Origin of the sequence: Streptomyces sp. NPDC049837, from assembly GCF_040674455.1 — a bacterium.
Lineage (GTDB): Bacteria > Actinomycetota > Actinomycetes > Streptomycetales > Streptomycetaceae > Streptomyces.
This window is the reverse complement of the sequence record NZ_JBFAMP010000017.1, coordinates 21,161-43,706: the sequence shown is the minus strand read 5'-3', so window position 1 is coordinate 43,706 and position 22,546 is coordinate 21,161. Positions and strand designations below refer to the sequence as shown.

Here is a 22,546-nt window from a genome sequence, read left to right as displayed (position 1 = left end):
ACATGAGCACCACGAGCGAGCAGCTCGCCGACCTGTCGGCCACCACCCTGCTGCGTTTCGCGACCGCCGGTTCGGTCGACGACGGCAAGTCCACGCTGGTGGGCCGGCTGCTGCACGACTCCAAGTCGGTCCTGGCCGACCAACTGGAGGCCGTCGAGGCCGCGTCCCTGAGCCGTGGCCAGGACGCCCCGGACCTGGCGCTGCTGACCGACGGCCTGCGGGCCGAGCGGGAGCAGGGCATCACCATCGATGTCGCCTACCGCTACTTCGCCACGCCCCGGCGCCGGTTCATCCTGGCCGACACGCCCGGCCATGTGCAGTACACCCGCAATATGGTCACCGGCGCCTCGACCGCCGAGCTGGCCGTGGTCCTGGTCGACGCCCGCAACGGTGTCGTCGAGCAGACCCGCCGGCACGCCGCGGTGGCCGCGCTGCTGCGCGTCCCGCACGTGGTGCTGGCCGTGAACAAGATGGACCTCGTCGACTACGCGGAGCCGGTCTTCGCGGCGATCGCCGAGGAGTTCACCACGTACGCCTCCGAGCTCGGCGTCCCGGAGATCACCGCGATCCCCATCTCGGCGCTGGCCGGTGACAACGTGGTGGAGCCGTCCGCGAACATGGACTGGTACGGCGGCCCGACGGTGCTGGAGCACCTGGAGACCGTCCCGGTCAGCCACGACCTGACCGCCTGCCACGCCCGGTTCCCGGTGCAGTACGTGATCCGTCCGCAGACGGCCGAGCACCCGGACTACCGGGGGTACGCGGGTCAGATCGCGGCCGGTGCCTTCCGCGTCGGCGAGCGGGTCACCGTGCTGCCGTCCGGGCGTACCAGCACCATCAGCGCGATCGACGCGCTCGGCGAGTCCGTCGACATCGCCTGGGCGCCGCAGTCGGTGACGATCCGGCTGGCCGACGACATCGACATCTCGCGCGGCGACCTGATCGCCCCGGCCGCCGACGCCCCGGCGACCACCCAGGACGTGGTGGCGACGGTGTGCCACGTGGCGGACCAGCCGCTGAGCGTCGGGCAGCGGGTGCTGCTGAAGCACACCACCCGTACGGTCAAGGCGATCGTCAAGGACATCCCGTCCCGGCTGACGCTGGACGACCTGTCCCAGCACCCGTCGCCCGGGCAGCTCGTCGCCAACGACATCGGCCGGGTCGTGGTGCGCACCGCGGAGCCGCTGGCGCTCGACACGTACGCCGACTCGCGCCGTACCGGTTCGTTCCTGCTCATCGACCCGTCGGACGGCACCACCCTCGCGGCCGGCATGGCCGGCGAGTCCTTCGCCTCGGCCAAGGCCGTCGTGGTGCAGGAGGACGAGGACGGCTGGGACTTCTGATGACGACAGACGTCTACGCCACCTTCGCCAAGGAGGGCGGCCGGGTCGGCAGCGGGGCCCTCGGCGCGGGGACCGGGGGTGTCGCGCGATGTGTCCGATGACGCGCACCCGCCCGACCCGTACCGCCGAAGACCCGCATCCGCCGACCTCCCGGCCACCGCGACCCTGACGACCAGGGGGCGTGGAGCCGGGCCGACGAGAGGAACCCTCCCGTGCCTGCCACGTCCCGCACCACCGCCCTGCGCCGCGGTCTCGCCGCCGTCGCCGCGCTGCCGCTGCTCATCGGCGCCCTGGCGTCATGCGGCTACGGCTCCCAGGCGGTGAAGGACACCCGGCCGCAGGCGAAGGGCGCGCAACTGTCGGCCGACGAGGTGCGGATCGGGTACTTCCCGAACCTGACGCACGCCACCGCCCTGGTGGGTGACCAGGAGGGCATCTTCCAGAAGGAGCTGGGCGGCACCCAGCTCAAGGTGTCGTCCTTCAACGCCGGGCCGACCGAGATCGAGGCGCTCAACGCGAACTCGATCGACATCGGTTTCATCGGCCCCTCCCCCGCGATCAACGGCTTCGTCAAGTCCAAGGGCGAGAACCTCCGGATCATCGGCGGCTCGGCGTCGGGCGGGGTGCAACTGGTCGTCAACCCGGACAAGATCAAGACCGTGGCGGACGTCAAGGGCAAGAAGATCGCGACGCCGCAGCTCGGCAACACCCAGGACGTGGCGTTCCTCAACTGGGTCGCGGAGCAGGGCTGGAAGGTCGACCCGCAGAGCGGCAAGGGCGACGTCTCCGTGGTCCGCACCGACAACAAGGTGGCTCCGAACGCCTACAAGTCCGGCTCCATCGACGGTGCGTGGGTGCCGGAGCCGACCGCGTCCAAGCTGGTCGCGGAGGGCGCGAAGGTGCTGCTGGACGAGTCGTCGCTGTGGCCGGACGGGAAGTTCGTGATCACGAACATCATCGTGTCGCAGCGGTTCCTCGCCGAGCACCCGGACGTCGTCGAGGCGGTGCTGCGCGGCTCGGTGAAGACCAACGCGTGGATCAACGCCAACCCCGAGAAGGCGAAGGCGTCCGCGAACGCCAGGCTCGAGGCGCTCAGCGGCAAGCCGCTGCCCGACGAGGTGATCGACGCGGCGTGGCCGTCGCTGCGGTTCACCGACGACCCGCTGGCCGCCACGCTCCGGGCGCAGGCGGACCACGCGGTGAAGTCGGGGCTGCTGGAGGAGCCCGACCTGACCGGCATCTACGACGTGAGGCCGCTCAACAAGGTCCTCAAGGCCGAGGGCAAGCCCGAGGTCACCGACGCCGGACTCGGCGCCAAGTAACCCGTACCCGCTGGATCACGCTCAGGAGGTGACGACCATGGCCACCACGATCGCCAAGGCCGAGGACCGTGCCGCGGTCACCACGCACACGCACGCCGCCCGGATCGAGCACGTCTCGAAGTCCTTCGCCGGCCCCGGCGGGCGGCAGCTCGTGCTCGACGACATCTCGCTCGACGTCGCGCCGGGCGAGTTCGTCACGCTCCTGGGCGCCTCCGGCTGCGGCAAGTCCACGCTGCTCAACCTGGTCGCCGGGCTCGACCGGCCGACGGCGGGGTCGATCGACACGCCGGGCGGCCGGCCGGCGCTGATGTTCCAGGAGCACGCGCTGTTCCCGTGGCTGACGGCGGGCAAGAACATCGAGCTGGCGCTGCGGCTGCGCGGTGTCCCGCGCGGCGAGCGGCGCGGCGAGGCGGAGCGGCTGCTGGAGCTCGTGCGTCTGGGCGGCGCGTACGGGAAGCGGGTGCACGAGCTGTCGGGCGGTATGCGGCAGCGCGTCGCGATGGCGCGGGCGCTGGCGCAGGACAGCGATCTGCTGCTGATGGACGAGCCGTTCGCGGCGCTGGACGCCATCACGCGGGACGTGCTGCACGGTGAGCTGACCCGGATCTGGAGCGAGACGAACGTCTCCGTCCTGTTCGTCACCCACAATGTGCGCGAGGCCGTGCGGCTGGCCCAGCGCGTGGTGCTGCTGTCGTCGCGGCCGGGGCGGATCGCCCGTGAGTGGACCGTGGACATCGAGCAGCCGCGCCGTATCGAGGACGCCGCCGTGGCGGAGCTGTCCGTCGAGATCACCGAAGAACTGCGTGGGGAGATCCGCCGTCATGGCCAGCACTGATACGACCACCGGCGCCAAGACGGACGACCTGGCCGGTCTGGAGGCGGGCCTGGACGCCCTCGAAACCGTCCAGGTGACCCGCACCCCGGTGCGCGAGGTGCTGCTCAAGAAGGTGCTGCCGCCGCTGGTCGCCGTCGCGCTGGTGCTGGTGGTGTGGCAGCTCCTGGTCTGGGCGAAGGTCACCGACGAGTACAAGCTGCCCGCGCCGTCCGCCGTGTGGGACAGCCTGGAGCAGATGTGGCTCCAGGGCACGCTGTTCGACGTGCTGTGGACGAGCGTGTCGCGGGCCCTGCTCGGCTTCCTGATGGCGCTGGCCATCGGTACGCCGCTGGGCCTGCTGGTCGCCCGGGTGAAGTTCGTGCGGGCGGCGATCGGCCCGGTCCTGTCCGGGCTCCAGTCGCTGCCGTCGGTGGCGTGGGTGCCGCCCGCGGTGCTGTGGCTGGGCCTCAACGACTCGATGATGTACACGGTGATCCTGCTGGGCGCCGTGCCGTCGATCGCCAACGGGCTGGTGGCGGGCGTCGACCAGGTGCCGCCGCTGTTCCTGCGGGCGGGCCGGACGCTCGGCGCGACCGGGCTGCGGGGGGCGCGGCACATCGTGATGCCGGCGGCGCTGCCGGGCTACCTGGCGGGGCTGAAGCAGGGCTGGGCGTTCTCGTGGCGCTCGCTGATGGCGGCGGAGATCATCGCGTCCTCGCCGGAACTGGGGCTCGGCCTCGGCCAGTTGCTGGAGAACGGCCGCAACAACATCGACATGCCGGGCATCTTCCTGGCGATCATCCTGATCCTGATCGTCGGCATCGCCATCGACCTGCTGGTCTTCAGCCCGCTGGAGCGGTCGGTGCTGCGCAGCCGCGGTCTGCTGGTGAAGAGCTGAGCCGCGCCATGAACCGTCCCGTCCTGCTCGTCATCGCCCACGGCAGCCGCGACCCGCGGCACGCCGCGACCGTGCACGCCCTGGTGCGGCGTGCGGCCGCGCTGCGCCCCGGCGTACGGGTGGAGACGGCGTTCCTGGACTTCAACGTGCCGTCGGTGGCGGGGGTGCTGGAGCGGCTGGCGTCCGAGGGCGTACGCGACGTGGTCGCCCTGCCGCTGCTGCTGACCCGCGCGTTCCACGCCAAGGCGGACATCCCGGCCGTGCTGCGGGAGGCGCCCCCGTGCTTGCGGATCCGGCAGGCTCCCGTCCTGGGGCCGTCGCCGCTGCTGATCGCGGCGCTGGAGCGGCGGCTGTACGAGGCGGGGCTCACGCCCGCCGACAAGCGCTCGACCGGGGTCGTCCTGGCCTCGGCGGGCTCCACCGACCCGGAGGCGATCGCAGTGATCGCTGAAATGGCGCGGGAGCTGCGGCACACCGGTTGGTGCGCCGTGCGGCCTGCGTTCGCCTCCGCATCTCTCCCGCGAACGGCGGACGCGGTACGGGCGCTGCGCGCCGATGGCGTGCGCCGGGTGGCGGTCGCCCCGTACGTCATCGCGCCCGGCCGCCTTCCGGACCGTATCGCCGAGGGCGCTGCCGGGGCGGACGTCCTCGCGGACGTGCTGGGCCCCTCCCCGGAGCTGGCGCGGCTGCTGCTGGAGCGGTACGACGAGGCGTGCCGCGCCGAGGAGCGGGCGGCGGCGGCCTAGGTTCCGGCCCAGCTCAGTCACGGGTCAGCTCCACCAGTCGGACGACGGTGTTCCAGTTGCGGGTGGTGGCGATGATGCCCTTGAGGAGGGCGGGGCGTGAGAGGACGTCGGCCAGTTGGGAGCGGCCGAGCCCGTCGGGGGCGTACAGGTACAGGGCCCGGTCGCCGAGCCGGAACTCCTCCGGGAGGAACGCGGCCTGGTCGAGCCCGGCGAACCGGTCCGGTGTGACGGGCCGGGAGAAGTAGGTGACGTGGAGCTGCTTCGCCTCCAGCTCGGCCGCCGGGAAGGGGCAGGCGTCGGCGACGGCGCGCAGGTACGGTCCGCCGCGGACCAGGCAGTCGACGCCGAAGCCGAAGCGCTTCTCGATGGCCGCCGCCAGCTCGGCGGCCAGGGTGTCCTCGTCGGCGCCGGAGGCGCTGGTGAAGACGGCGTTCCCGCTCTGGAGGTACGTCGTGACGTCGGTGTGCCCCAGTTCGGTCAGCAGCGTGCGCAACTGTGCCATCGGGACCTTCTTGTGGCCGCCGACATTGATTCCGCGCAGCAGGGCGGCGTACCTCGTCGTCATGGTCACACGATAGGACGGCCGCCGTGCCCCGTGGGGGAGGGCACGGCGGCCGCCGGTCAGGGGGGTCCGGTGGGCTACTCGACGATCTTCAGCAGCTTGTTGGGCGTGCCCTGGGTGGGGTTGGAGATCTTGTCGGGCGTGGCGCCGTCGGTGAGGGCCTTGGCGACCTGCTCCGGGGTGGCGTCCTTGTGGCCCGCCAGGTAGACGGCGGCGGCGCCGACGACGTGGGGCGTCGCCATGGACGTACCGGATATGGTCTTGGTTCCCTCGTCGCTGTCGTTCCAGGCCGAGGTGATGTCCGAGCCGGGGGCGTAGATGTCCACGACCGAGCCGTAGTTGGAGAAGTCCGACTGCTGGTCGTCCTTGGTGGAGGAGGCGACGGTGATCGCCTCCTGGACGCGGGCCGGGGAGCCCTGTCCGGCGTCGCTCGACTCGTTGCCGGCGGCGACACCGAAGGTGACACCGGAGGCGATGGCCTTCTTGACGGCCTCGTCGAGGGCCGGGTCGGCGCCGCCGCCCAGGCTCATGTTGGCGACGGACGGGCCCTGGTGGTTCTTGGTGACCCAGTCGATGCCCGCGACGACCTGCTCGGTGGTGCCGGAGCCGTTGTCGTCGAGCACGCGGACGGCGACGATCTTCGCCTTCTTGGCGACACCGTGCGCGGCGCCGGCGATGGTGCCGGCGACGTGGGTGCCGTGGCCGTTGCCGTCGCTGGCATCGTTGTCGTTGTCGACGGCGTCGAAGCCGGAGACCGCCCGGCCCTCGAAGTCCTTGTGCCCGATGCGTACGCCGGTGTCGATGACGTACGCGGTGACGCCCTCGCCCGCGTTGTCGGGGTAGGTGTACTTGCTGTCGCCGGCGGTGTCGGCCTGGTCGACGCGGTCGAGGCCCCAGGACGGCGGGTTGTCCTGGGTGGCGTTGATGCTGAACTTCTTGTTCTGGACGACCTTGGCGACGGCCGGGTCGGCCGCCAGCCGCTTGGCCTCGGTCTGCGAAAGCCCGTTCGCGGAGAAGCCGTTGACGGCCGAGCTGTAGCTGCGCTGGAGCGTGCCGCCGTACTCCTCGGCGAGCTTCTCCTTGTCCGCCTTCTCGTCCAGCAGCACGATGTAGCTGCCGGAGACGGCACCTTCGGCGCCGAGGCCGTAGACCGTGCCTTCGGCGGGCGCGGGGGCGGGTGCGGCACCGGCGTGGGCCGCACCGAAAGCGGTGAGGCCGGCGACGACGGTTGTGGCGGCGATGAGCCGAACTCCACGTGCGCGCTTGTGAGTTGTCATGAAGAGGGGTCTCCTCGTCATCAATATGTGTGGGGGGATTGACCGCCGGACGAAAGATCTTCCGGGGTTGGTTCGAAACCCTGGTCGATTGATGCGCGCAGATCAAGGCCTTCACATAGCTGTGACTTACTCAACAAGGTTCCGTAATAACAAATCGCCCATGAGGTTACTCAACGGACAATGAGGCGTGGCGTGCCCCAAATGGACACGCCACGCCTCTTCCCGGGAGGAGTCGGTATCAGCGGCCGCGCCGCACCGGAAGGTCCGCCTCGATCAGCTCCACCGCCCGCTTCGTGCCGCCCTCGGCCGCCATCCGCCGCCGGATCTCCTCCGCCCGCCGGGCCACCTCCGGGTCACCGGCCAGCTCCAGCACCGCCGCCCGCAGGGCATCGGCCGTGGCGTCGGCCATCGGGAGGTGGCGGGCGACGCCGAGCGAGGCCAGCATGTCGGCGTTGCCGAACTGGTCGACGGCCTGCGGGACGGCGACCATCGGCGTACCGGTGGCGAGACCCTCCTGACTGCCGCCCGCGCCCGCGTGCGTGATGAACGCGTCCGCCTGCCGGAGGATCGCCAACTGCGGTACCCAGCGGTGCGCTTCGACGTTGGCGGGCAGGTCCCCGAGCTCGGCGGGGTCGACGTACTTGCCGATCTGGAGCACGACGTGCCAGCCGGGCAGGTCGCCGAAGGCCTCGACGCAACGGCGATAGAACTCCGGCTGCTTGGTGAACGTCGAGCCGAGCGAGACCAGCAGGACCTTCTCGGCGCCGGCCGGCCGCCGCCACTCCCCCTGGTCGCTCCGGTCACCCTGGCAGGCGCCGACGAAGGTGTAGACGGACTCGTCGACCCGGTCGGCGTTCGGCTGGAGCGCCTTGGGGATGAGCACGACGGCCTTGCGGGGACGGGCGATCAGCCGGTCGGGGTGGGTGTCGATCCCGTTCTCCTCGAGCCACGCCTCGAACCGCGCGTAGTACGCCTTGCCGCGCTCGGACGCCTTGAGGTCGGCGTACATCGGCTCGGCGACCTCCTCCTCGTACCCCTCCCAGGGGACCAGGTGGGGCCACAGCGAGACGGCGGGCACGCCCCAGCGGTGGGCGAGGACGGGTGCCGGATAGGCGGCGGTGTCGTGGAGGACCAGGTCCGGCTCGTCGCCCTCGAAGGCCGCCGCGAGCTGGGGCAGTGCCTGGATGGCGTCGTCCAGGAATGGCTCGATGTTGTCGATCAGCTCGGTCCCCCACGCCTCCGGGTCCTCCTCCGCCGGGAGCGTCGAGGTGTAGATGACGGGCTCCGCGCCGGCCGCGGCGACCTTGTCCGCGAAGGAGGCGGGGATCGCGTAACTGACGCGGTGCCCACGGGCGACGAGCTCCCGGATCACTTCGATGCTCGGATTGACGTGCCCGTGGGCGGCGATGGAGAACATGGCGATATGGGCACGATCTACGGCGTTCATGCCCCTAGACTAAGCGAGACGATACGTATCGTCCAATTAGAGGAGTGCCCGGTGCAGCGCGAGCCACCCCTCCGGCGGTACATGGGCGACCACGACCGACCGGTCCAGCCCCGCCGCCCCGAACGCCCGCTCCAGCCGCCGCGCCGAGTGCCCCTCCCGGCGCAGCGACGCGTACACCGAGCCGCCCACTCCCCCGAAGCCCGCCTCGACGAGCCGCCGGTACGCGGCCGCCTCGCCCGGCGGCAGCAGCGGCCTGGCCCGCCGCTCGACGCGCAGGATTCCGGCGTCCACCCGCGGCACGGGCCGGAACTCCCGGCGCCCGATGCGGCCGAGAAACGCCCAGGAGAACCAGGGCCACTGAGTGACCGTCAGCCGTGACCAGCGCCCGAAGTCGCCGGTGCGCTTGCGGGCGTACTCGAGCTGGGTGATCAGCGTCGCGTCGGTGAGCGCGGGCGCGCCCAGGCACCAGTCGACGATGGCGGCGGTGCGGGAGAAGGGGACGTTGCCGACGACGGCGAACGGTTCGCGCGGCGGCCGGACGGCGAGGAAGTCCCCGGCCACCACCCGTACCCCGGCCTCGCCGGCGAACCGGGCGCGCAGCCCCGGCAGCAGCCGGTCGTCGATCTCGTACGCCCGCAACTCCGTGACGTACGGGGCGAAGGCGGCGGTCAGCACCCCTTGCCCGGCGCCCACTTCGAGCAGCAGCCGGCCGGGGTGGGGGCGTGCGGCCCGCACGAGGCGGGCGGGCACGGTGGAGGAGGGGGCGAGGAAGTTCTGTGACAGCTCGCGTTGTGACCGCGCGCGTTGTGACAGCGCGCGTCGGCGAGCCTGCGAAGGGATGGGTGTGGTGCGGGCCATGGCCTGCGGTCCTTGTCTCCGTGACGGGCATACGGGCAGACGAAGGCCCTGACCGGAGACGGCGTGGTGCGGGGACGCTCAGGAGGACGGTGTCCGGGAGGACGGTGTCCGGGAGGACGGTGTCGTCACCGTCGGCAGGCGTGGTTCCCCGGGCCGGTCAGGGCTCCGGGGCCGCGGCGCAGCCGCATGGCGTGCGCGCAGCCCCGGTGGTGACCGGTGATGGACCCGATGGCCATGGAAGCGCTGCACATGGCTCCCATGCTGGACGAACCGTCTCGCCCCGGGCAACGGGATTTCCGGCCCATCAGCGCTGGTAGCGAGCCAACACCAGGTTTCCGTCGTCGACGAGGCGGCTTTCCAGCTCGGCGGCGTCGATGGCGCCGCTGTAGTACTCCTGGAAGGCGGGTGTGGCGACCTTGTCCTTCCACTCCGGGTACCCGCGCACCGACTGCGCCGGGGCCGGCCGGAGGTTCCCGGCCAGCGCGGCGCCGGTCGCCCAGCCGTCCTTCGCGGTGTGCAGCGAGGGGTCCCCGAGCGCCGCCCTACCGGTCGGGAGCATCCAGTCGCCGCGCGCGAGGCGCACCATGTTGGGCGGCTGGAGGAGGAAGTCGATGAACCGCGCGGCTTCCTCCTTGTACGGGCTGTCCTCGGCGATCGACAGCGTCTGCGGACTCACGCCCTGCGCCAGGCCGCCCGCCCCGGCGGGCGCGGGCAGCACCATCCACTCGAACCCTTCCGGCGCCTGCTGCACGATCTGCTGGCGGTAGGAGAAGCCGAGCGGAACCATCGCGTACTTGCCGCCGAAGAGGCCGGGGAGCGTGTCGGAGCCGCCCATGCCCAGCGTGGCGCGCGGCGCGGTGCGGTCGGTGTTGATCTGGGCGTGGACGGTGCCGGGCATGACGGCGTCGCCGTCTTCGAACCGGATGCGGACCTTGCCGTCACCGCTTCGGTGGAAGAGTTGGCCGCCCGCCGACAGGCCGAGGTTGAGGGAGACGGAGACCGGCTCCTTCAGCGGCCAGGCGACGGCGTACTTCCCCTTCCCCATCGTCGCCGTCAGTTCGCGGGCGACCTGCCGGAACTCCGGCCACGTCCAGGGCCTTTCCGGGGTCGGGATGCGGACGCCCGAGGACTCCAGGATCTTCTTGTTCGCCATGATGACGCGCGGTTCCTGGAGGAACGGCACGCCGTACACCCCGTCGCCAAAGGTCGTCGTCTCCCAGCTCGCCGCCGGGATGTCGGCCTTGAGCCGGGCGGACAGCAGCGGGCGCAGGTCGGCGAGGTAACCGCCGTACGCGAAGTCGGCGAGGTCGTCGGAGGCGTCGTGGATGATGTCGGGCGCCTCGCCGCCCTCGAAGGAGGTGAGGAGCTGGTCGTGGACGCTGTCCCAGCTTCCCTGGACGTATTCGACCCGGATGTCGGGGTGAGCGGCGTTCCACTCCGCGACCAGTTCCTTGTTGGCGTCGACCGACTCCTTCTGCCACGCCAGGGACTGGAACCGCAGCACGGTCTTCCCGGTCGGGCGGCCGCCGTCACCGTCCCCGGTGCAGCCGGCCAGTAGCAGTGCGAAGACGACGGCCAGGACCCCGGCCAGGCGCGCGCGCATCAGGACTTCACCGCCCCGGCCATCATGCCGCCCGTGATCCGCTTCTGGATGACCGCGAAGACGACGAGGGAAGGGAGGGTGGCGAGGAACGCGGCCGCGGCGAGCGGCCCGAGGTCCGCGACCCCCTCCGCGCCGAGGAAGTGGGTGAGGACGACCGGCAAGGTCTGCTTCTCCGGGGTCTTGAGCAGGACGAGCGCGAAGAAGAACTCGTTCCACGCGGTGATGAACGCGAAGAGCGCGGTGGCCACGATGCCGGGGGCGAGCAGCGGCGCCGTCACCGAGACGAGCGTACGGAGCCGGCCCGCCCCGTCGACGGCGGCGGCCTCCTCCAGCTCGGCCGGCACCGCGCGTACGTAGCCGGTCAGCATCCACAGCGCGAACGGCAGCGACCACACGACGTACACCAGGATCAGGCCGGAGAGGGTGTTGATCAGATGCAGGTTCTTCAGGATCAGGAAGAGCGGGATGATCACCAGGACGAAGGGGAACGCCTGGCTCACCACGACCCACCCGGTCGCCGCGGCCGAGAGCCTGCCGCGGTGGCGGGCCATCACGTAGGCCATGGGTGTGGCGATGGCGACGGCGACCAGGACGGCACAGAGTGCGGCGATCAGGCTGTTGGCGGCGGCCTGGAGGAGGGGCTGCTCGTCGAAGGCCTGCCGGAAGTTGGCGAGGGTGGCGTCCTCCGGGATCCAGGTGGGGTGCAGGGAGCCCAGCTCCCGGGCCGGTTTGAAGGCGGTGGAGACCAGCCAAAGGAAGGGCAGGGCGAGGAAGGCCAGGTACGCGACGAGCGCGAGGTACTGACCGGCCCGCGCGGGGCCACTGGTGCGAAGACCGCTCACTGGTCCTCGCCTCCCTTCAGCCGGGCCACCAGGTGGAAGGCGAGGAGTACGGAGACGACGGCGACCATCACGCAGCCCATGGCCGCCGCGTAGCCGAACTGCCCGTACCGGAACGCCTCTTCGTACGCGAAGAGCATCGGCAGGCGGGTGCGGCCGCCGGGCCCGCCGCTGGTGAGTACGTACACCAGCGCGAAGGAGTTGAAGTTCCAGATGAGGTTGAGCGCCGTGATGGCGAGCGCGACCGGTTTGAGGGCGGGCCAGGTGACGGTACGGAAGCGGCGCCACGCCCCGGCGCCGTCGAGGGCGGCGGCCTCGTGGAGCTCCCGCGGTGTGTTCTGGAGCCCGGCGAGGAGGGCGACCGTGGTCTGCGGCATGCCGGCCCAGATGCCGACGAGGATCACGGCGGGCAGCGCGGTGGCGAGGGAGGTGAGCCAGTCCCGCCCGTCGCCGAGTCCGAGGTCGCGGAGGGTCTCGTTGAGGATGCCCGCGTCCGGGTTGTAGACGAGCCGCCACATGATGCCGACGACCACCTCGGGCATCGCCCACGGGATGATCGCCAGGGCCCGCGCCAGCCAGCGGAAGCGGAGGTTCTGGTTGAGCAGCAGGGCCAGCCCGAGGGCCAGCAGGAACTGGGGCACGGTGACGCCGACCGCCCAGAGCAGGCCGATCCGGAACGACTCCCAGAAGAGCGTGTCGTGCAGCAGGTCCTGGAAGTTGAGCGTGCCGGTCCACTGGGTGGCCCGGGTGCGCCCGGACTGGGCGTCGGTGAAGGCCAGGGCGATGCCGTAGAGCAGCGGGCCGACGCTGAGGACGAGGATCGGGAGCAGCGCGGGCAGGACGAGGAACCAGGCCCCGTGATCCATCGGCCGGTGCGCCGGCCGGTGCGCCGGTCCCCCGGCTCTCCCGCCGGCCCGCTCAGGTGCGGTCACCAATGTCACGGTCAGTCCCCTTTGTGAAGTTGGGCCGGCCTGGCGTCATCGTCCTGACGGGTCGTCGGTTCGTCAAGCGTGCCTGCACGGATGCGAGACTTTCCCGAGCGCCGTTCGTCGTGGACGTCCTGGGCCGGGGGCTCGGTGGTTGCTGTCCGGCGGGTGGTGCGCTCGTGGTTGCCGACAGGGGCACATGCGCGGGAGGGACGGACGGATGGACGAGGCGCTGGCACGGGAGGTCCTGGCCGCCGCCGGACTGGCAAGCGGGTCGACCTCCGGGGTGGAGCTGCTGGCCCTCGGCGAGAACGCCGTCTTCGCCGTCGGCGACCTGGTCGTGAAGATCGGCCGGGACGCGGAACTGCTGGAGCGGGCCGAGCGCGAGGTGGCCGTCGCCTCCTGGCTGGCCGAGTCCGGGGTCCCCGCCGTACGGGCGGCCGAGCCCAAGCCCCGCCTGGTGGAGGGGCACCCGGTGACGGTCTGGCACCGGCTGCCCGGGGCCGTACGCCCGCCGGAGCCACGGGACCTCGCCCCGCTGCTGCGTCTGGTCCACGCCCTCCCGGAGCCTCCCTTCCCGCTGCCGCGCCGTGACCTGCTGGGCGGCGTGGAGCGCTGGCTGCGGCTCGCGGGCGACGCGATCGACCCGGCGGACGCGGCGTTCCTGCGCGAGCGCCGGGACGGGTTCGCCGAGGCGGCGGCCGCGCTCACACCGCACCTGACGCCCGGCCCGATCCACGGCGACGCGCTGCCGCGCAATGTGCACGTCGGCCCGGACGGACCGGTCCTGGTCGACCTGGAGACCTTCTCGGCGGACCTGCGGGAGCACGACCTGGTCGTCCTGGCGCTCTCCCGGGACCGCTACGGCCTCGGCCCGGCGGCCCATGACGCGTTCACCGAGGCGTACGGCTGGGACGTGCGCGAGTGGGAGGGCTGCACGGTGCTGCGCGGCGCCCGGGAGACGGCGAGCTGCGCCTGGGTGGCCCAGCACGCGCCGTCGAACCCCAACGCGCTGGCCGAGTTCCGCCGCCGGGTGGCGTCGCTGCGGGAGGGCGACCCGGGGGTGCGCTGGTACCCCTTCTGACATCCCTGACATCATGAACTCCGTTCGCCAACGGGAGGATTGACATGCGGGTGGAACTCAGCGAGGTGACCCTGGAGGTCCAGGACAGTGCGACCGGCCGGGACCCCGTCCTGCTGGTGCACGGCTTCCCGGACACCCACGACCTCTGGCGCCACCAGGTGCGGGCCCTGAACGCGGCCGGGTACCGCACGATCGCGCCCGACCTGCGCGGCTTCGGCGCCTCCGACCGGCCGGAGGGCACCGAGGCGTACGACCCGGCCCGCTCGGTGGCCGATCTGCTGGAGCTGCTGGACCGGCTGGACATCGGCTGCGTCCACCTGGTGGGGCACGACTGGGGGTCGGGCATCGCCCAGGGCCTGTCCCTCGCCGCGCCGGACCGCGTGGCGACCCTGTCCCTGCTGTCCGTGGGCAACCTCGGCGCGCACCTGGCGGCGGGCTGGGAGCAGCGTCAGGCGTCCTGGTACATGCAGTTGTTCCAGATCGAGGGGCTCGCCGAGGACTGGCTGTCCCGGGACGACTTCGCGAACCTCCGCGAGATGCTCGCCGAGCACCCGGACCGGGACGAGGCGGTGGAGCGGATGCGCGAGCCGGGTGCGCTCACGTCCGCGCTGGCGGTGTACCGCATGGGGCTGCCGCCCGAGGCGATGTTCGGCCCGCTGCCGCCGCTGCCGTCGCTGCGCGGCCCGGTGCTGGGGGTGTGGAGCAGCGGTGACCGGTTCCTCACCGAGCGGTCGATGACCGGCACGGAGAAGTACGTGGACGGCTCGTGGCGCTACGAGCGGATCGAGGGCGCCGGCCACTGGCTCCAGTTGGACGCTCCGGACCGGGTGAACGCGCTGCTGCTCGACTTCTTCGCCGAGCACGGCCGCCCGCCGAAGCCCTGACGGGCGCCCGGCGGGACCTCAGCCGGCGGCGGGCGTCACCGCCGGAGCCGTGACCGCCGGCGCCCCGAGCGGCGCCCCTGCCGCCGGAGCCGGTGCCGTGGCCGCCGTCGCCGTGGCCGCCCCGGCCGCCGGCGCGAGCTCCCGCAGCGGCCAGGCCGGGTCTATGACCGCGTCCGGGGTTCCCTTGCGGCGCAGGAAGCTCTGGAAGTCGGCCGCCCACCGCGCGTACCACCCCACCTGACGCTCATGCAGCTCCCCCGGGGTCAGCGCCGCCACCGAGGCGTGCCGCTCCGCTATCGCGCACGCCACCAGCACGGCCGCCAGCGCGTCGGCGGCCGCCTGGTGGGCGCCGTCCAGCACCACGCCGTACTCGGCGCAGACAGCCTCCAGGTTCCGCTTGCCCCGGCGGTAGGGGTCGACGGCGCGGTCGATGGTGTACGGGTCGACCACCGGGCCTATCGGCGCGCCGCCCAGCCGCTCGCTCAGGTCGGGCAGTCCGTGCCGCCGCAACTCGGCGGTGAGCAGCGTCAGGTCGAAGCCGGCGTTGTACGCCACGACGGGCACCCCGCGCGTCCAGTACCCGACGAGGGTGTCGGCGAGCTCGTCTGCGACCTCGCGGACGGGCCGGCCCTCCGCCGCGGCCCGCTCGTTGCTGATGCCGTGGATCGCCGAGGCCTGCGCGGGGATCCGGATGCCCGGATCGGCCAGCCAGTCACGGCGCACCACCGCTTCCCCGCCCCGCACCTCCACGACCGCCGCCGTCACGATGCGCGCTTCGAGCGGCTCCGTGCCCGTCGTCTCCAGATCGAAGCCGACGAGCGTCTCCCCGTGCCAGCCCATGCTGCTCCTCCTCGCGATGCTGTGGTGCGCCCCCCGTGCGGTGCACTCCCCCTGTGGGTCTTCACCCTCCCACGCACCACTGACAACGGGCTCCGGCGAGGCTCAGGAGACCGGCCGGGAGTCGGCCCAGACCGACTCGAACTCCTCGCGATAGGTCTCGAACAGGCCGTGGTCGTTCTCCGTCCCGGCCGTGACGACCGGTCGCCTGCCGCCGCGCAGCACCAGCACCGGCGCTTCCATGCCGCGGGCCCGGCGCAGGTAGGACTGCACGACGCCCACCCCGTCCGGCCCGTCGCCGTCGACGAGGTACGCGGTGAAGCGCGGCGTCTCGTCGAAGACCTGGATCTCGAAGGCTCCCGGGTCGCGCAGCCTGGAGCGCACCCGCCGCATGTGGAGGATGTTCATCTCCACCGAGCGGCTCAATTCGCCCTTTTTGATCCCAAGTTCCCTTTCGCGCCGTTTGACGGCACTACTCGCCGGGTTCAGGAACAGCAGACGTATCCGGCAGCCCGACTCGGCGAGCCGCACCAGCCGCCGCCCGGAGAAGTTCTGCACGAGGAGGTTCAGGCCTATGCCGATCGCGTCGAGGCGCCGCGCCCCGCCGAAGAGGTCCTCGGCGGGCAGTTGCCGCTGGAGCCGCACGCGGTCGGGGTGGACGGAGACGACGTCCGCGTACCGGTCGCCGACGAGGTCCTCCACCGCGTCGACCGGAAGCCGGTGCGCGGACGGCACGCCCGCGCCGCCACCGAGGATCTCCAGGAGGCGGGCGGAGGCCCGCTCGGACTGGTCGAGCACGGTGCGCGACAGGGCCCGGTTGCGGGAGACCACGTTCCGGGTGACCTCCAGCTCGTCCAGGGCCAGCTCCACCTCGCGCCGGTCGTCGAAGTACGGCTCGAAGCAGGGCCAGTGCTGGACCATCAGCTCGCGGAGCTGGGGCAGCGTGAGGAAGCTGAGCACATTGTCGTCGGCGGGGTCCAGGAGGTAGCCCTTGCGGCGGGACACCTCACGTACGGCGACGGCCCGCTGCACCCACTCCTGCCCGGCGGGTCCGGCGGCCGCCACCACCCAGTCGTCGCCGTGGACCGGCTCGTAGACGGGCCGCAGAACGGCGGCCACCACGGCACGCAGCCGCTGTTCGACCAGATTCAGCCAGATATAGGCGCGTCCGGCGCGCTGGGCCCGGGTCCGTACCTCGCTCCAGGCCTCCGCGCCCCAGTCCAGTTCCGCACCGATCTCCATCGGCCGGGCGAGTGAGACCGCGCCGGGCGGGACATCAGCGGGGTCAGTGGAGTCCCCCTCATGACCTGAGTCACCTGGGGGCAGCTCCAGCCCTCCCGAGCTCACCCGCGCACCGCCTTCTGCTCCTGGACGCCCGTCTCCAACGATCAAGGAAGGGTACTCCGGGAGCGCGGGGCGGTGCAGCCCGATCGCCCGGCTCCTTTGCCAACGGTCATGATTCTTCCGCCGGTTCCGGACCCCGGGAGCGCCGGGAGTGAGCGGATTCATAATGGTCGGCCCACCGGACCCGGCCCGGCGGTCCGCCGGCGGGGCTCCGGCCGGCGCCGCCTCGCGGCCGCCCCGGCGCGGGCGACGCCCCGGAACGCGAAGTTGACCCGGGCAACCGGACGGCGTCCGTCCGCCACCGGCGGTGTGCTGATCGGACGAATCAGGCGCAGGGGGCGATTTCCGGCCACTGCGTGGCTCGCGCAGCGTGGTCACCCGGTAGGACCGGCCGAAGTCCTAGGAGGTTGCACCACTTTCGGGGAGGATTCTGGCTCAAGTGACCCCCATCAGCCGGATCAGAAGTGGAAGAGTCTTATCTATGCAGGTCTGGCCGGGACAGGCGTATCCCCTCGGCGCCACGTACGACGGCGCCGGAACCAACTTCGCGGTCTTCTCGGAGGCCGCCGACCGAATCGAGCTGTGTCTGCTCCACGACGACGGCTCGGAGACCGCGGTGGAGCTGCGCGAGACCGACGCGTTCGTACGGCACGCGTACCTGCCCGGCGTGATGCCGGGCCAGCGGTACGGGTTCCGGGTCCACGGACCGTACGCGCCGGAGCGCGGACAGCGCTGCAACTCCGCGAAGCTGCTGCTCGATCCGTACGCGCGGGCGGTCGCCGGCGCCGTCGACTGGGGCGAGGCGGTGTACGGCTACCACTTCGGCAGGCCGGACTCCCGCAACGACCTGGACTCGGCGCCGCACACGATGACCTCCGTCGTCGTCAACCCGTACTTCGACTGGGGCGACGACCGCCCGCCGCGCACCGACTACCACCGGACGGTGATCTACGAAGCCCATGTGAAGGGCCTGACGATGCTCCATCCGGCCCTGCCGGAGGAGCTGCGCGGTACGTACGCGGGGCTCGCCCACCCCGCCGTGATCGAGCACCTGACGGAACTGGGGGTCACGGCGCTCGAATTGATGCCGGTGCACCAGTTCGTCAACGACCACCGGCTCGTCGACGCGGGCATGGCGAACTACTGGGGCTACAACACCATCGGGTTCTTCGCCCCGCACAACGCCTACGCCTCCTGGGGCGACCGGGGCCAGCAGGTCCTGGAGTTCAAGTCGGCGGTCCGGGCGCTGCACCAGGCCGGCATCGAGGTCATCCTGGACGTGGTCTACAACCACACCGCCGAGGGCAACCACCTGGGCCCGACGCTCTCCTTCCGGGGCCTGGACAACACCTCGTACTACCGGCTCGTGGAGAACAACCCCCGGTACTACATGGACACCACCGGCACCGGGAACTCGCTGCTGATGCGCTCGCCCCACGTGCTCCAGTTGATCATGGACTCGCTGCGGTACTGGGTGACGGAGATGCACGTCGACGGGTTCCGGTTCGACCTGGCGGCGACGCTGGCCCGCCAGTTCCACGAGGTGGACCGGCTGTCGTCGTTCTTCGACCTGGTCCAGCAGGACCCGGTGGTCAGCCAGGTCAAACTGATCGCCGAGCCCTGGGACGTGGGCGAGGGCGGGTACCAGGTGGGCAACTTCCCGCCGCTGTGGACCGAGTGGAACGGCAAGTACCGCGACACGGTCCGGGACCTGTGGCGGGGCGAGCCGCGCACGCTCGCCGAGTTCGCGTCGCGGCTGACCGGCTCATCGGACCTCTACCAGGACGACGGGCGGCGCCCGCTCGCCTCGGTCAACTTCGTCACCTGCCACGACGGCTTCACGCTGCGCGACCTGGTCTCGTACAACGAGAAGCACAACGACGAGAACGGCGAGGGCAACCGGGACGGCGAGAGCCACAACCGCTCCTGGAACTGCGGCGCCGAGGGCGAGACCGACGACGAGCGGATCACCGAGCTGCGGCTGCGCCAGATGCGCAACTTCATCGCCACGCTGATGCTGTCCCAGGGCGTGCCGATGCTGAGCCACGGCGACGAGTTCGGGCGCACCCAGGGCGGCAACAACAACGCGTACTGCCAGGACAACGAGGTCGCGTGGGTGCACTGGCCCGACGAGGACTCCGAGGAGGCCCGGTCGTTGCTGGAGTTCACCCGTTCGATGGTGTGGCTGCGGCGGGACCACCCGGTCTTCCGGCGGCGGCGCTTCTTCCACGGACGGCCGGTCGAGGGGACGCACGACGAGCTGTCGGACATCAACTGGTTCACCCCTGAGGGTGAGGAGATGACGGCGCGGGACTGGCAGGCGGCGCACGCCAAGGCCCTGTCGGTGTTCCTGAACGGCAGTGCGATCTCCGAGCCGGGCCCGCGCGGGGAGCGGATCGCCGACGACTCGTTCCTGCTGATGTTCAACGCGAGCGCCGAGGACCTGGACTTCGTGGTGCCGGTCAATCACGGCCGCCAGTGGCAGGTGGTCGTGGACACTGCCATCCCCGAGGGCGTCGAGCCGGGGCAGGGCGCGAAAGTCGCCGCGGGCGACCGTCTCACCCTGATCGGGCGAAGTCTGACGGTGCTCCGGCGCCCCGCCTAGGAGACGGCTTCAAGAGGGGCTCCTGGCGCGGGACAGGGTTCGCGGCCCGTGGCGGGCGAGCCGTGGACCCCGGTGGAACGTGGCGTGGAACGTGGCGTCGGGCGTAAATCGCATGACCCGATGACACAGAAGCCGCCCAAGCGGGTACGTACGTTCGCATGACGCCCAACTCGACCTATCGGCTCCAGATCCAGCCGGACTTCCCCTTCGCCGCCGCCGGGGAAGCGGTGCCGTACCTCGCCTCGCTCGGGGTCTCGCACCTGCATCTGTCGCCGGTCCTGGAGGCGGTCCCGGGCTCCACGCACGGGTACGACGTCACCGACCACGGCCGGGTGCGCGAGGAGCTGGGCGGCGAGGCGGGCCTGCGGGCACTCGCGCGCACCGCCCGCGCGCACGGCCTCGGCCTGGTGGTGGACCTCGTGCCCAACCACATGGCGGCGAACCCGCGGTACAACCGGGCGCTGCGGGAGGTGCTGCGGGACGGCCCCTCGTCGCCGTACGCCCGCTGGTTCGACATCGACTGGGCGGCGGGCGGCGGGAAGGTGCTGCTGCCGGTGCTGGCGGGCCGGATCGGCGACGAGCTGGCGGGGATGCGGGTCGAGGGCGGGACGCTGCACTACGGCGAGCAGCGGTTCCCGCTGCGGCCCGGCACGGAGGGGAAGGCGCTGCCGGAGCTGCTGGACGCCCAGTGGTACCGGCTGGGCTGGTGGCGGCTGGCCCGTACGGAGCTGAACTACCGGCGGTTCTTCACCATTTCCGACCTGATCGGGGTGCGGGTCGAGGAACCGGAGGTGTTCGAGGCGACCCACGCCAAGATCGTGGAGCTGGTACGGGACGGGGTGGTCGATGGCCTGCGGATCGACCACCCGGACGGGCTCGCGGACCCCGAGGCGTACCTGCGGGAGCTGGAGCGGGCGACCGGCGGGGACTGCTGGATCGTCGTCGAGAAGATCCTCACCGGCGAGGAGCGGCTTCCGGCCAGGTGGCCGGTCGCCGGCACGACCGGCTATGACGCGCTGCGGCGGGTGGACGGACTGTTCGTGGACGAGGCGGGCGCGGCGGAACTGGCGGAGCACTACCGCCGGTTCGCGGGCCCGGCCGGGGACCGGGGCGGCCACTGGGAGGCGACGGCGCGCCGGGCCGCGTACAAGGTGGTGACGCACGCGCTGGCCTCGGAGGTCGCGTTCCTGACCCGGACGGCCGCGGCCGTCTGCGCCGCCGACCCGGGTCTGCGCGACCACGCCCCGTGGGCGCTGCGCGCCGCGGTGCGGGAGCTGCTGATCCGGGTGCCGGTCTACCGCCCGTACGGGACCGGCGCGGAGGACGTCCTGACGGCGGAGGCGGCCGAGGAGGCGAGGGCGACGTTCATGGTCCCGGAGGAGGCGGCGGCGGTGGACGTCGTCCGGGACCTGGCGCTGGGCCGGCTGGGCGACGGGCCGGAGCACCGGGCGTTCCGGACCCGGTTCGCGCAGACCTCGTCGGCGCTGCGCGCGAAGTCCGTCGAGGACACGGCGTTCTACCGGTACACGCCGCTGATCTCGGCGAACGAGGTGGGCGGGGAGCCGGCCAGGCCGGCCGTGAGCCCGGCGGAGTTCCACGCGTACTGCGAGCGGCTGGCCCGCGACTGGCCGGCCACGGGCACGGTGCTGTCCACGCACGACACCAAGCGCAGCGCGGACGTGCGCGCCCGGATCGCGGTCCTGTCGGAGTGCCCTCAGCGGTGGGCCAAGCTGCTGGACGACGTGGCGCGCACCCCGGCGCCCGACGGCCAGGTGGCGTGGACGGCGTGGCAGACGGCGGTGGGCTTCGGATACCCGTACGGGGACCGGCTGGCGCCCGCGCTGCTGAAGTCGGTGCGGGAGGCGGGGCTGCGCACGAGCTGGACGGAGCCGGACCCGGCGTACGAACAGGCGGTGCTGGACTTCGTGGACGCGGGCCCGGCCGGTCCGGGCCTGTACACGGTCTCCCTCCTGGTCCGCGAGCTGGACCCGTACGTCCGGGCGAACGTGCTCGGCGCGGCGCTGCTGCACCTGACCATGCCGGGCGTTCCGGACCTGTACCAGGAGACGGAGCGGGTGTACCTGGCGCTGGTCGACCCGGACAACCGGCGGCCGTTCCGGGAGGGCCCGCCGGACGAGAAAACGGCCGTCACGCGCGCGGCGCTGCGGCTCCGGCGGCGGTACCCGGACGTGTTCGGCACGTCGGGGACGTATCTGCCGCTGACGGCGCGCGGCCCGGCGGCGGAGCACTGCGTGGCCTTCTGCCGCTCGGGCGAGAGCGTCACGGCGGTCACCCGGCTGTCGCTGAAGCTGGCGGAGGGCGGCGGCTGGGGCGAGACGTCCCTGACGCTGCCGGAGGGGCGCTGGTTCGACGCCGTGGAGGCGGACCGGGAGTTCCCGGGTGGTCAGCCGGTGCCTCTGGTGGACCTGTTCGCGGCGCGGCCTGTGGCCCTGCTCAGCCGCCGCCCGGTCGCGGACGACTGATCCGGGGGTGCCGTCCGCGCGACTGATCCGGGTGCCGTCAGCGGGCGGAGAGGCGGAAGCTCATGCGCCCGAAGGCCACCATGTCACCGGCCTGGACGACGACCGAACCGGTCACCCGCCGGCCGTTCACGGTGGTGCCGTTGGTGGAGCCGAGGTCGCGCAGGACCCACAGCCCGCCCTGAAGGCTCAGTTCGGCGTGCAGCCGGGAGACGGTCTCGTGGCTGAGCCGCAGCCCGTTGGCCGGGTCCCGCCCTATGCGCAAGGGGTACGGTCCGGGCTCCGGCAGCAGCAGCTTCGGCAGCCGCTCGGCCTGCCACGCGCGGCGCAGCCGCACATGGAAGGCGGACATCCGTTCGACCGCGCCGAACAGCCGCTTGGACCAGCGCCCTTCGGTGCGCAGGTCGGCGGTGAGGGCCGCCAGCTCGTCGGGGCGGCGGGCGACCAGGGCCAGTTCCATGCGCCGCAGGAACGTGTCGTGCGACAGTTGGCCCTGCGCGGCGCCTTCCCTCAGCAGCCCCAGGGCACGGTCCCGTTCGGCGTCGGAGAGCCGAGCGGGGTACGTGGAGGACTCGAAAGCGGACGTCACAGTCGTGATTGTCGGTCCGGGCGGGCCGGGGTGTCCAGACGGACCCCGTTGTCGGACCCCGTTGGTACGGTCTTGATACGTGATCAGC

General features: G+C 72.0%; 20 protein-coding genes. 9 read left to right on the top strand and 11 right to left on the bottom strand.

The window, feature by feature from the left end:
* Nucleotides 1-2 precede the first annotated feature (2 nt).
* From AB0J57_RS32815 to AB0J57_RS32795, 5 genes are all read left to right on the top strand, one after another.
* Complete coding sequence (locus AB0J57_RS32815) at nt 3-1,343, top strand: GTP-binding protein (RefSeq protein ID WP_366132039.1); 1,341 nt, start codon at nt 3-5, stop codon at nt 1,341-1,343.
* 212 nt (nt 1,344-1,555) lie between these two features.
* Nucleotides 1,556-2,665, top strand: coding sequence for an aliphatic sulfonate ABC transporter substrate-binding protein (locus tag AB0J57_RS32810; RefSeq protein WP_366132038.1), 1,110 nt, complete (start codon nt 1,556-1,558; stop codon nt 2,663-2,665).
* 37 nt (nt 2,666-2,702) lie between these two features.
* Nucleotides 2,703-3,500, top strand: a complete 798-nt coding sequence (locus AB0J57_RS32805; protein WP_366132037.1) for an ABC transporter ATP-binding protein — start codon at nt 2,703-2,705, stop codon at nt 3,498-3,500.
* A complete protein-coding gene (locus tag AB0J57_RS32800) occupies nt 3,487-4,377 on the top strand; it encodes an ABC transporter permease (protein ID WP_366132036.1) in 891 nt (296 codons plus the stop codon). The genes AB0J57_RS32805 and AB0J57_RS32800 overlap by 14 nt, the downstream gene beginning before the upstream one ends.
* Nucleotides 4,378-4,385: 8 nt before the next feature.
* Nucleotides 4,386-5,123 carry a sirohydrochlorin chelatase gene (locus tag AB0J57_RS32795; RefSeq protein WP_366132035.1) on the top strand — a complete coding sequence of 246 codons (738 nt, stop codon included), beginning with the start codon at nt 4,386-4,388 and terminating at the stop codon, nt 5,121-5,123.
* A gap of 13 nt (nt 5,124-5,136) precedes the next feature.
* Here the strand turns inward: AB0J57_RS32795 and AB0J57_RS32790 are convergent, their stop codons facing one another.
* From AB0J57_RS32790 to AB0J57_RS32755, 8 genes are all read right to left on the bottom strand, one after another.
* Nucleotides 5,137-5,688 carry a DUF1697 domain-containing protein gene (locus tag AB0J57_RS32790; protein ID WP_366132034.1) on the bottom strand — a complete coding sequence of 184 codons (552 nt, stop codon included), beginning with the start codon at nt 5,686-5,688 and terminating at the stop codon, nt 5,137-5,139.
* A gap of 74 nt (nt 5,689-5,762) precedes the next feature.
* On the bottom strand, nt 5,763-6,962 hold the full coding sequence (locus AB0J57_RS32785; protein WP_366132033.1) for a S8 family peptidase: 1,200 nt from the start codon (nt 6,960-6,962) through the stop codon (nt 5,763-5,765).
* A 238-nt stretch (nt 6,963-7,200) separates the two neighbouring features.
* Nucleotides 7,201-8,409, bottom strand: a complete 1,209-nt coding sequence (gene mgt, locus AB0J57_RS32780; RefSeq protein WP_366132032.1) for a macrolide-inactivating glycosyltransferase — start codon at nt 8,407-8,409, stop codon at nt 7,201-7,203.
* Nucleotides 8,410-8,445: 36 nt separating this feature from the next.
* Nucleotides 8,446-9,267: an ErmE/ErmH/ErmO/ErmR family 23S rRNA (adenine(2058)-N(6))-methyltransferase gene (gene erm / locus AB0J57_RS32775; protein WP_366132031.1), complete on the bottom strand. Its 822-nt coding sequence runs from the start codon at nt 9,265-9,267 to the stop codon at nt 8,446-8,448.
* A gap of 125 nt (nt 9,268-9,392) precedes the next feature.
* Nucleotides 9,393-9,518: a hypothetical protein gene (locus AB0J57_RS32770; protein ID WP_366132030.1), complete on the bottom strand. Its 126-nt coding sequence runs from the start codon at nt 9,516-9,518 to the stop codon at nt 9,393-9,395.
* 53 nt (nt 9,519-9,571) lie between these two features.
* Complete coding sequence (locus AB0J57_RS32765) at nt 9,572-10,870, bottom strand: extracellular solute-binding protein (protein ID WP_366132029.1); 1,299 nt, start codon at nt 10,868-10,870, stop codon at nt 9,572-9,574.
* Nucleotides 10,870-11,712 carry a carbohydrate ABC transporter permease gene (locus AB0J57_RS32760; protein ID WP_366132028.1) on the bottom strand — a complete coding sequence of 281 codons (843 nt, stop codon included), beginning with the start codon at nt 11,710-11,712 and terminating at the stop codon, nt 10,870-10,872. The genes AB0J57_RS32765 and AB0J57_RS32760 overlap by 1 nt, the downstream gene beginning before the upstream one ends.
* Nucleotides 11,709-12,575, bottom strand: a complete 867-nt coding sequence (locus AB0J57_RS32755) for a sugar ABC transporter permease (RefSeq protein ID WP_366132103.1) — start codon at nt 12,573-12,575, stop codon at nt 11,709-11,711. Before AB0J57_RS32755 ends, AB0J57_RS32760 begins: the two co-directional genes overlap by 4 nt.
* Nucleotides 12,576-12,855: 280 nt before the next feature.
* Here AB0J57_RS32755 and AB0J57_RS32750 point away from each other — a divergent pair, with 280 nt between their 5' ends.
* Nucleotides 12,856-13,719 (top strand): aminoglycoside phosphotransferase family protein, encoded by an 864-nt coding sequence (locus AB0J57_RS32750; protein WP_366132027.1) that lies wholly within the window; start codon nt 12,856-12,858, stop codon nt 13,717-13,719.
* A gap of 44 nt (nt 13,720-13,763) precedes the next feature.
* The gene (locus AB0J57_RS32745) at nt 13,764-14,603 is read left to right on the top strand and encodes an alpha/beta hydrolase (RefSeq protein WP_366132026.1); all 840 of its coding nucleotides are present in this window, start codon (nt 13,764-13,766) and stop codon (nt 14,601-14,603) included.
* An 18-nt stretch (nt 14,604-14,621) separates the two neighbouring features.
* Here AB0J57_RS32745 and AB0J57_RS32740 read toward each other — a convergent pair whose 3' ends face one another.
* Entirely contained in the window at nt 14,622-15,443 is an 822-nt protein-coding gene (locus AB0J57_RS32740; protein ID WP_366132025.1) for a 3'-5' exonuclease, read from the bottom strand.
* A gap of 102 nt (nt 15,444-15,545) precedes the next feature.
* Entirely contained in the window at nt 15,546-16,787 is a 1,242-nt protein-coding gene (locus AB0J57_RS32735; RefSeq protein WP_366132024.1) for an SAV2148 family HEPN domain-containing protein, read from the bottom strand.
* Nucleotides 16,788-17,265: 478 nt separating this feature from the next.
* Here AB0J57_RS32735 and glgX point away from each other — a divergent pair, with 478 nt between their 5' ends.
* The gene (glgX, locus tag AB0J57_RS32730; RefSeq protein WP_366132023.1) at nt 17,266-19,389 is read left to right on the top strand and encodes a glycogen debranching protein GlgX; all 2,124 of its coding nucleotides are present in this window, start codon (nt 17,266-17,268) and stop codon (nt 19,387-19,389) included.
* A 158-nt stretch (nt 19,390-19,547) separates the two neighbouring features.
* Nucleotides 19,548-21,872, top strand: coding sequence for a malto-oligosyltrehalose synthase (gene treY / locus AB0J57_RS32725; protein WP_366132022.1), 2,325 nt, complete (start codon nt 19,548-19,550; stop codon nt 21,870-21,872).
* 37 nt (nt 21,873-21,909) lie between these two features.
* Here the strand turns inward: treY and AB0J57_RS32720 are convergent, their stop codons facing one another.
* Nucleotides 21,910-22,458 (bottom strand): DUF1707 and FHA domain-containing protein, encoded by a 549-nt coding sequence (locus AB0J57_RS32720; protein WP_366132021.1) that lies wholly within the window; start codon nt 22,456-22,458, stop codon nt 21,910-21,912.
* Between the last annotated feature and the right edge of the window lie 88 nt (nt 22,459-22,546).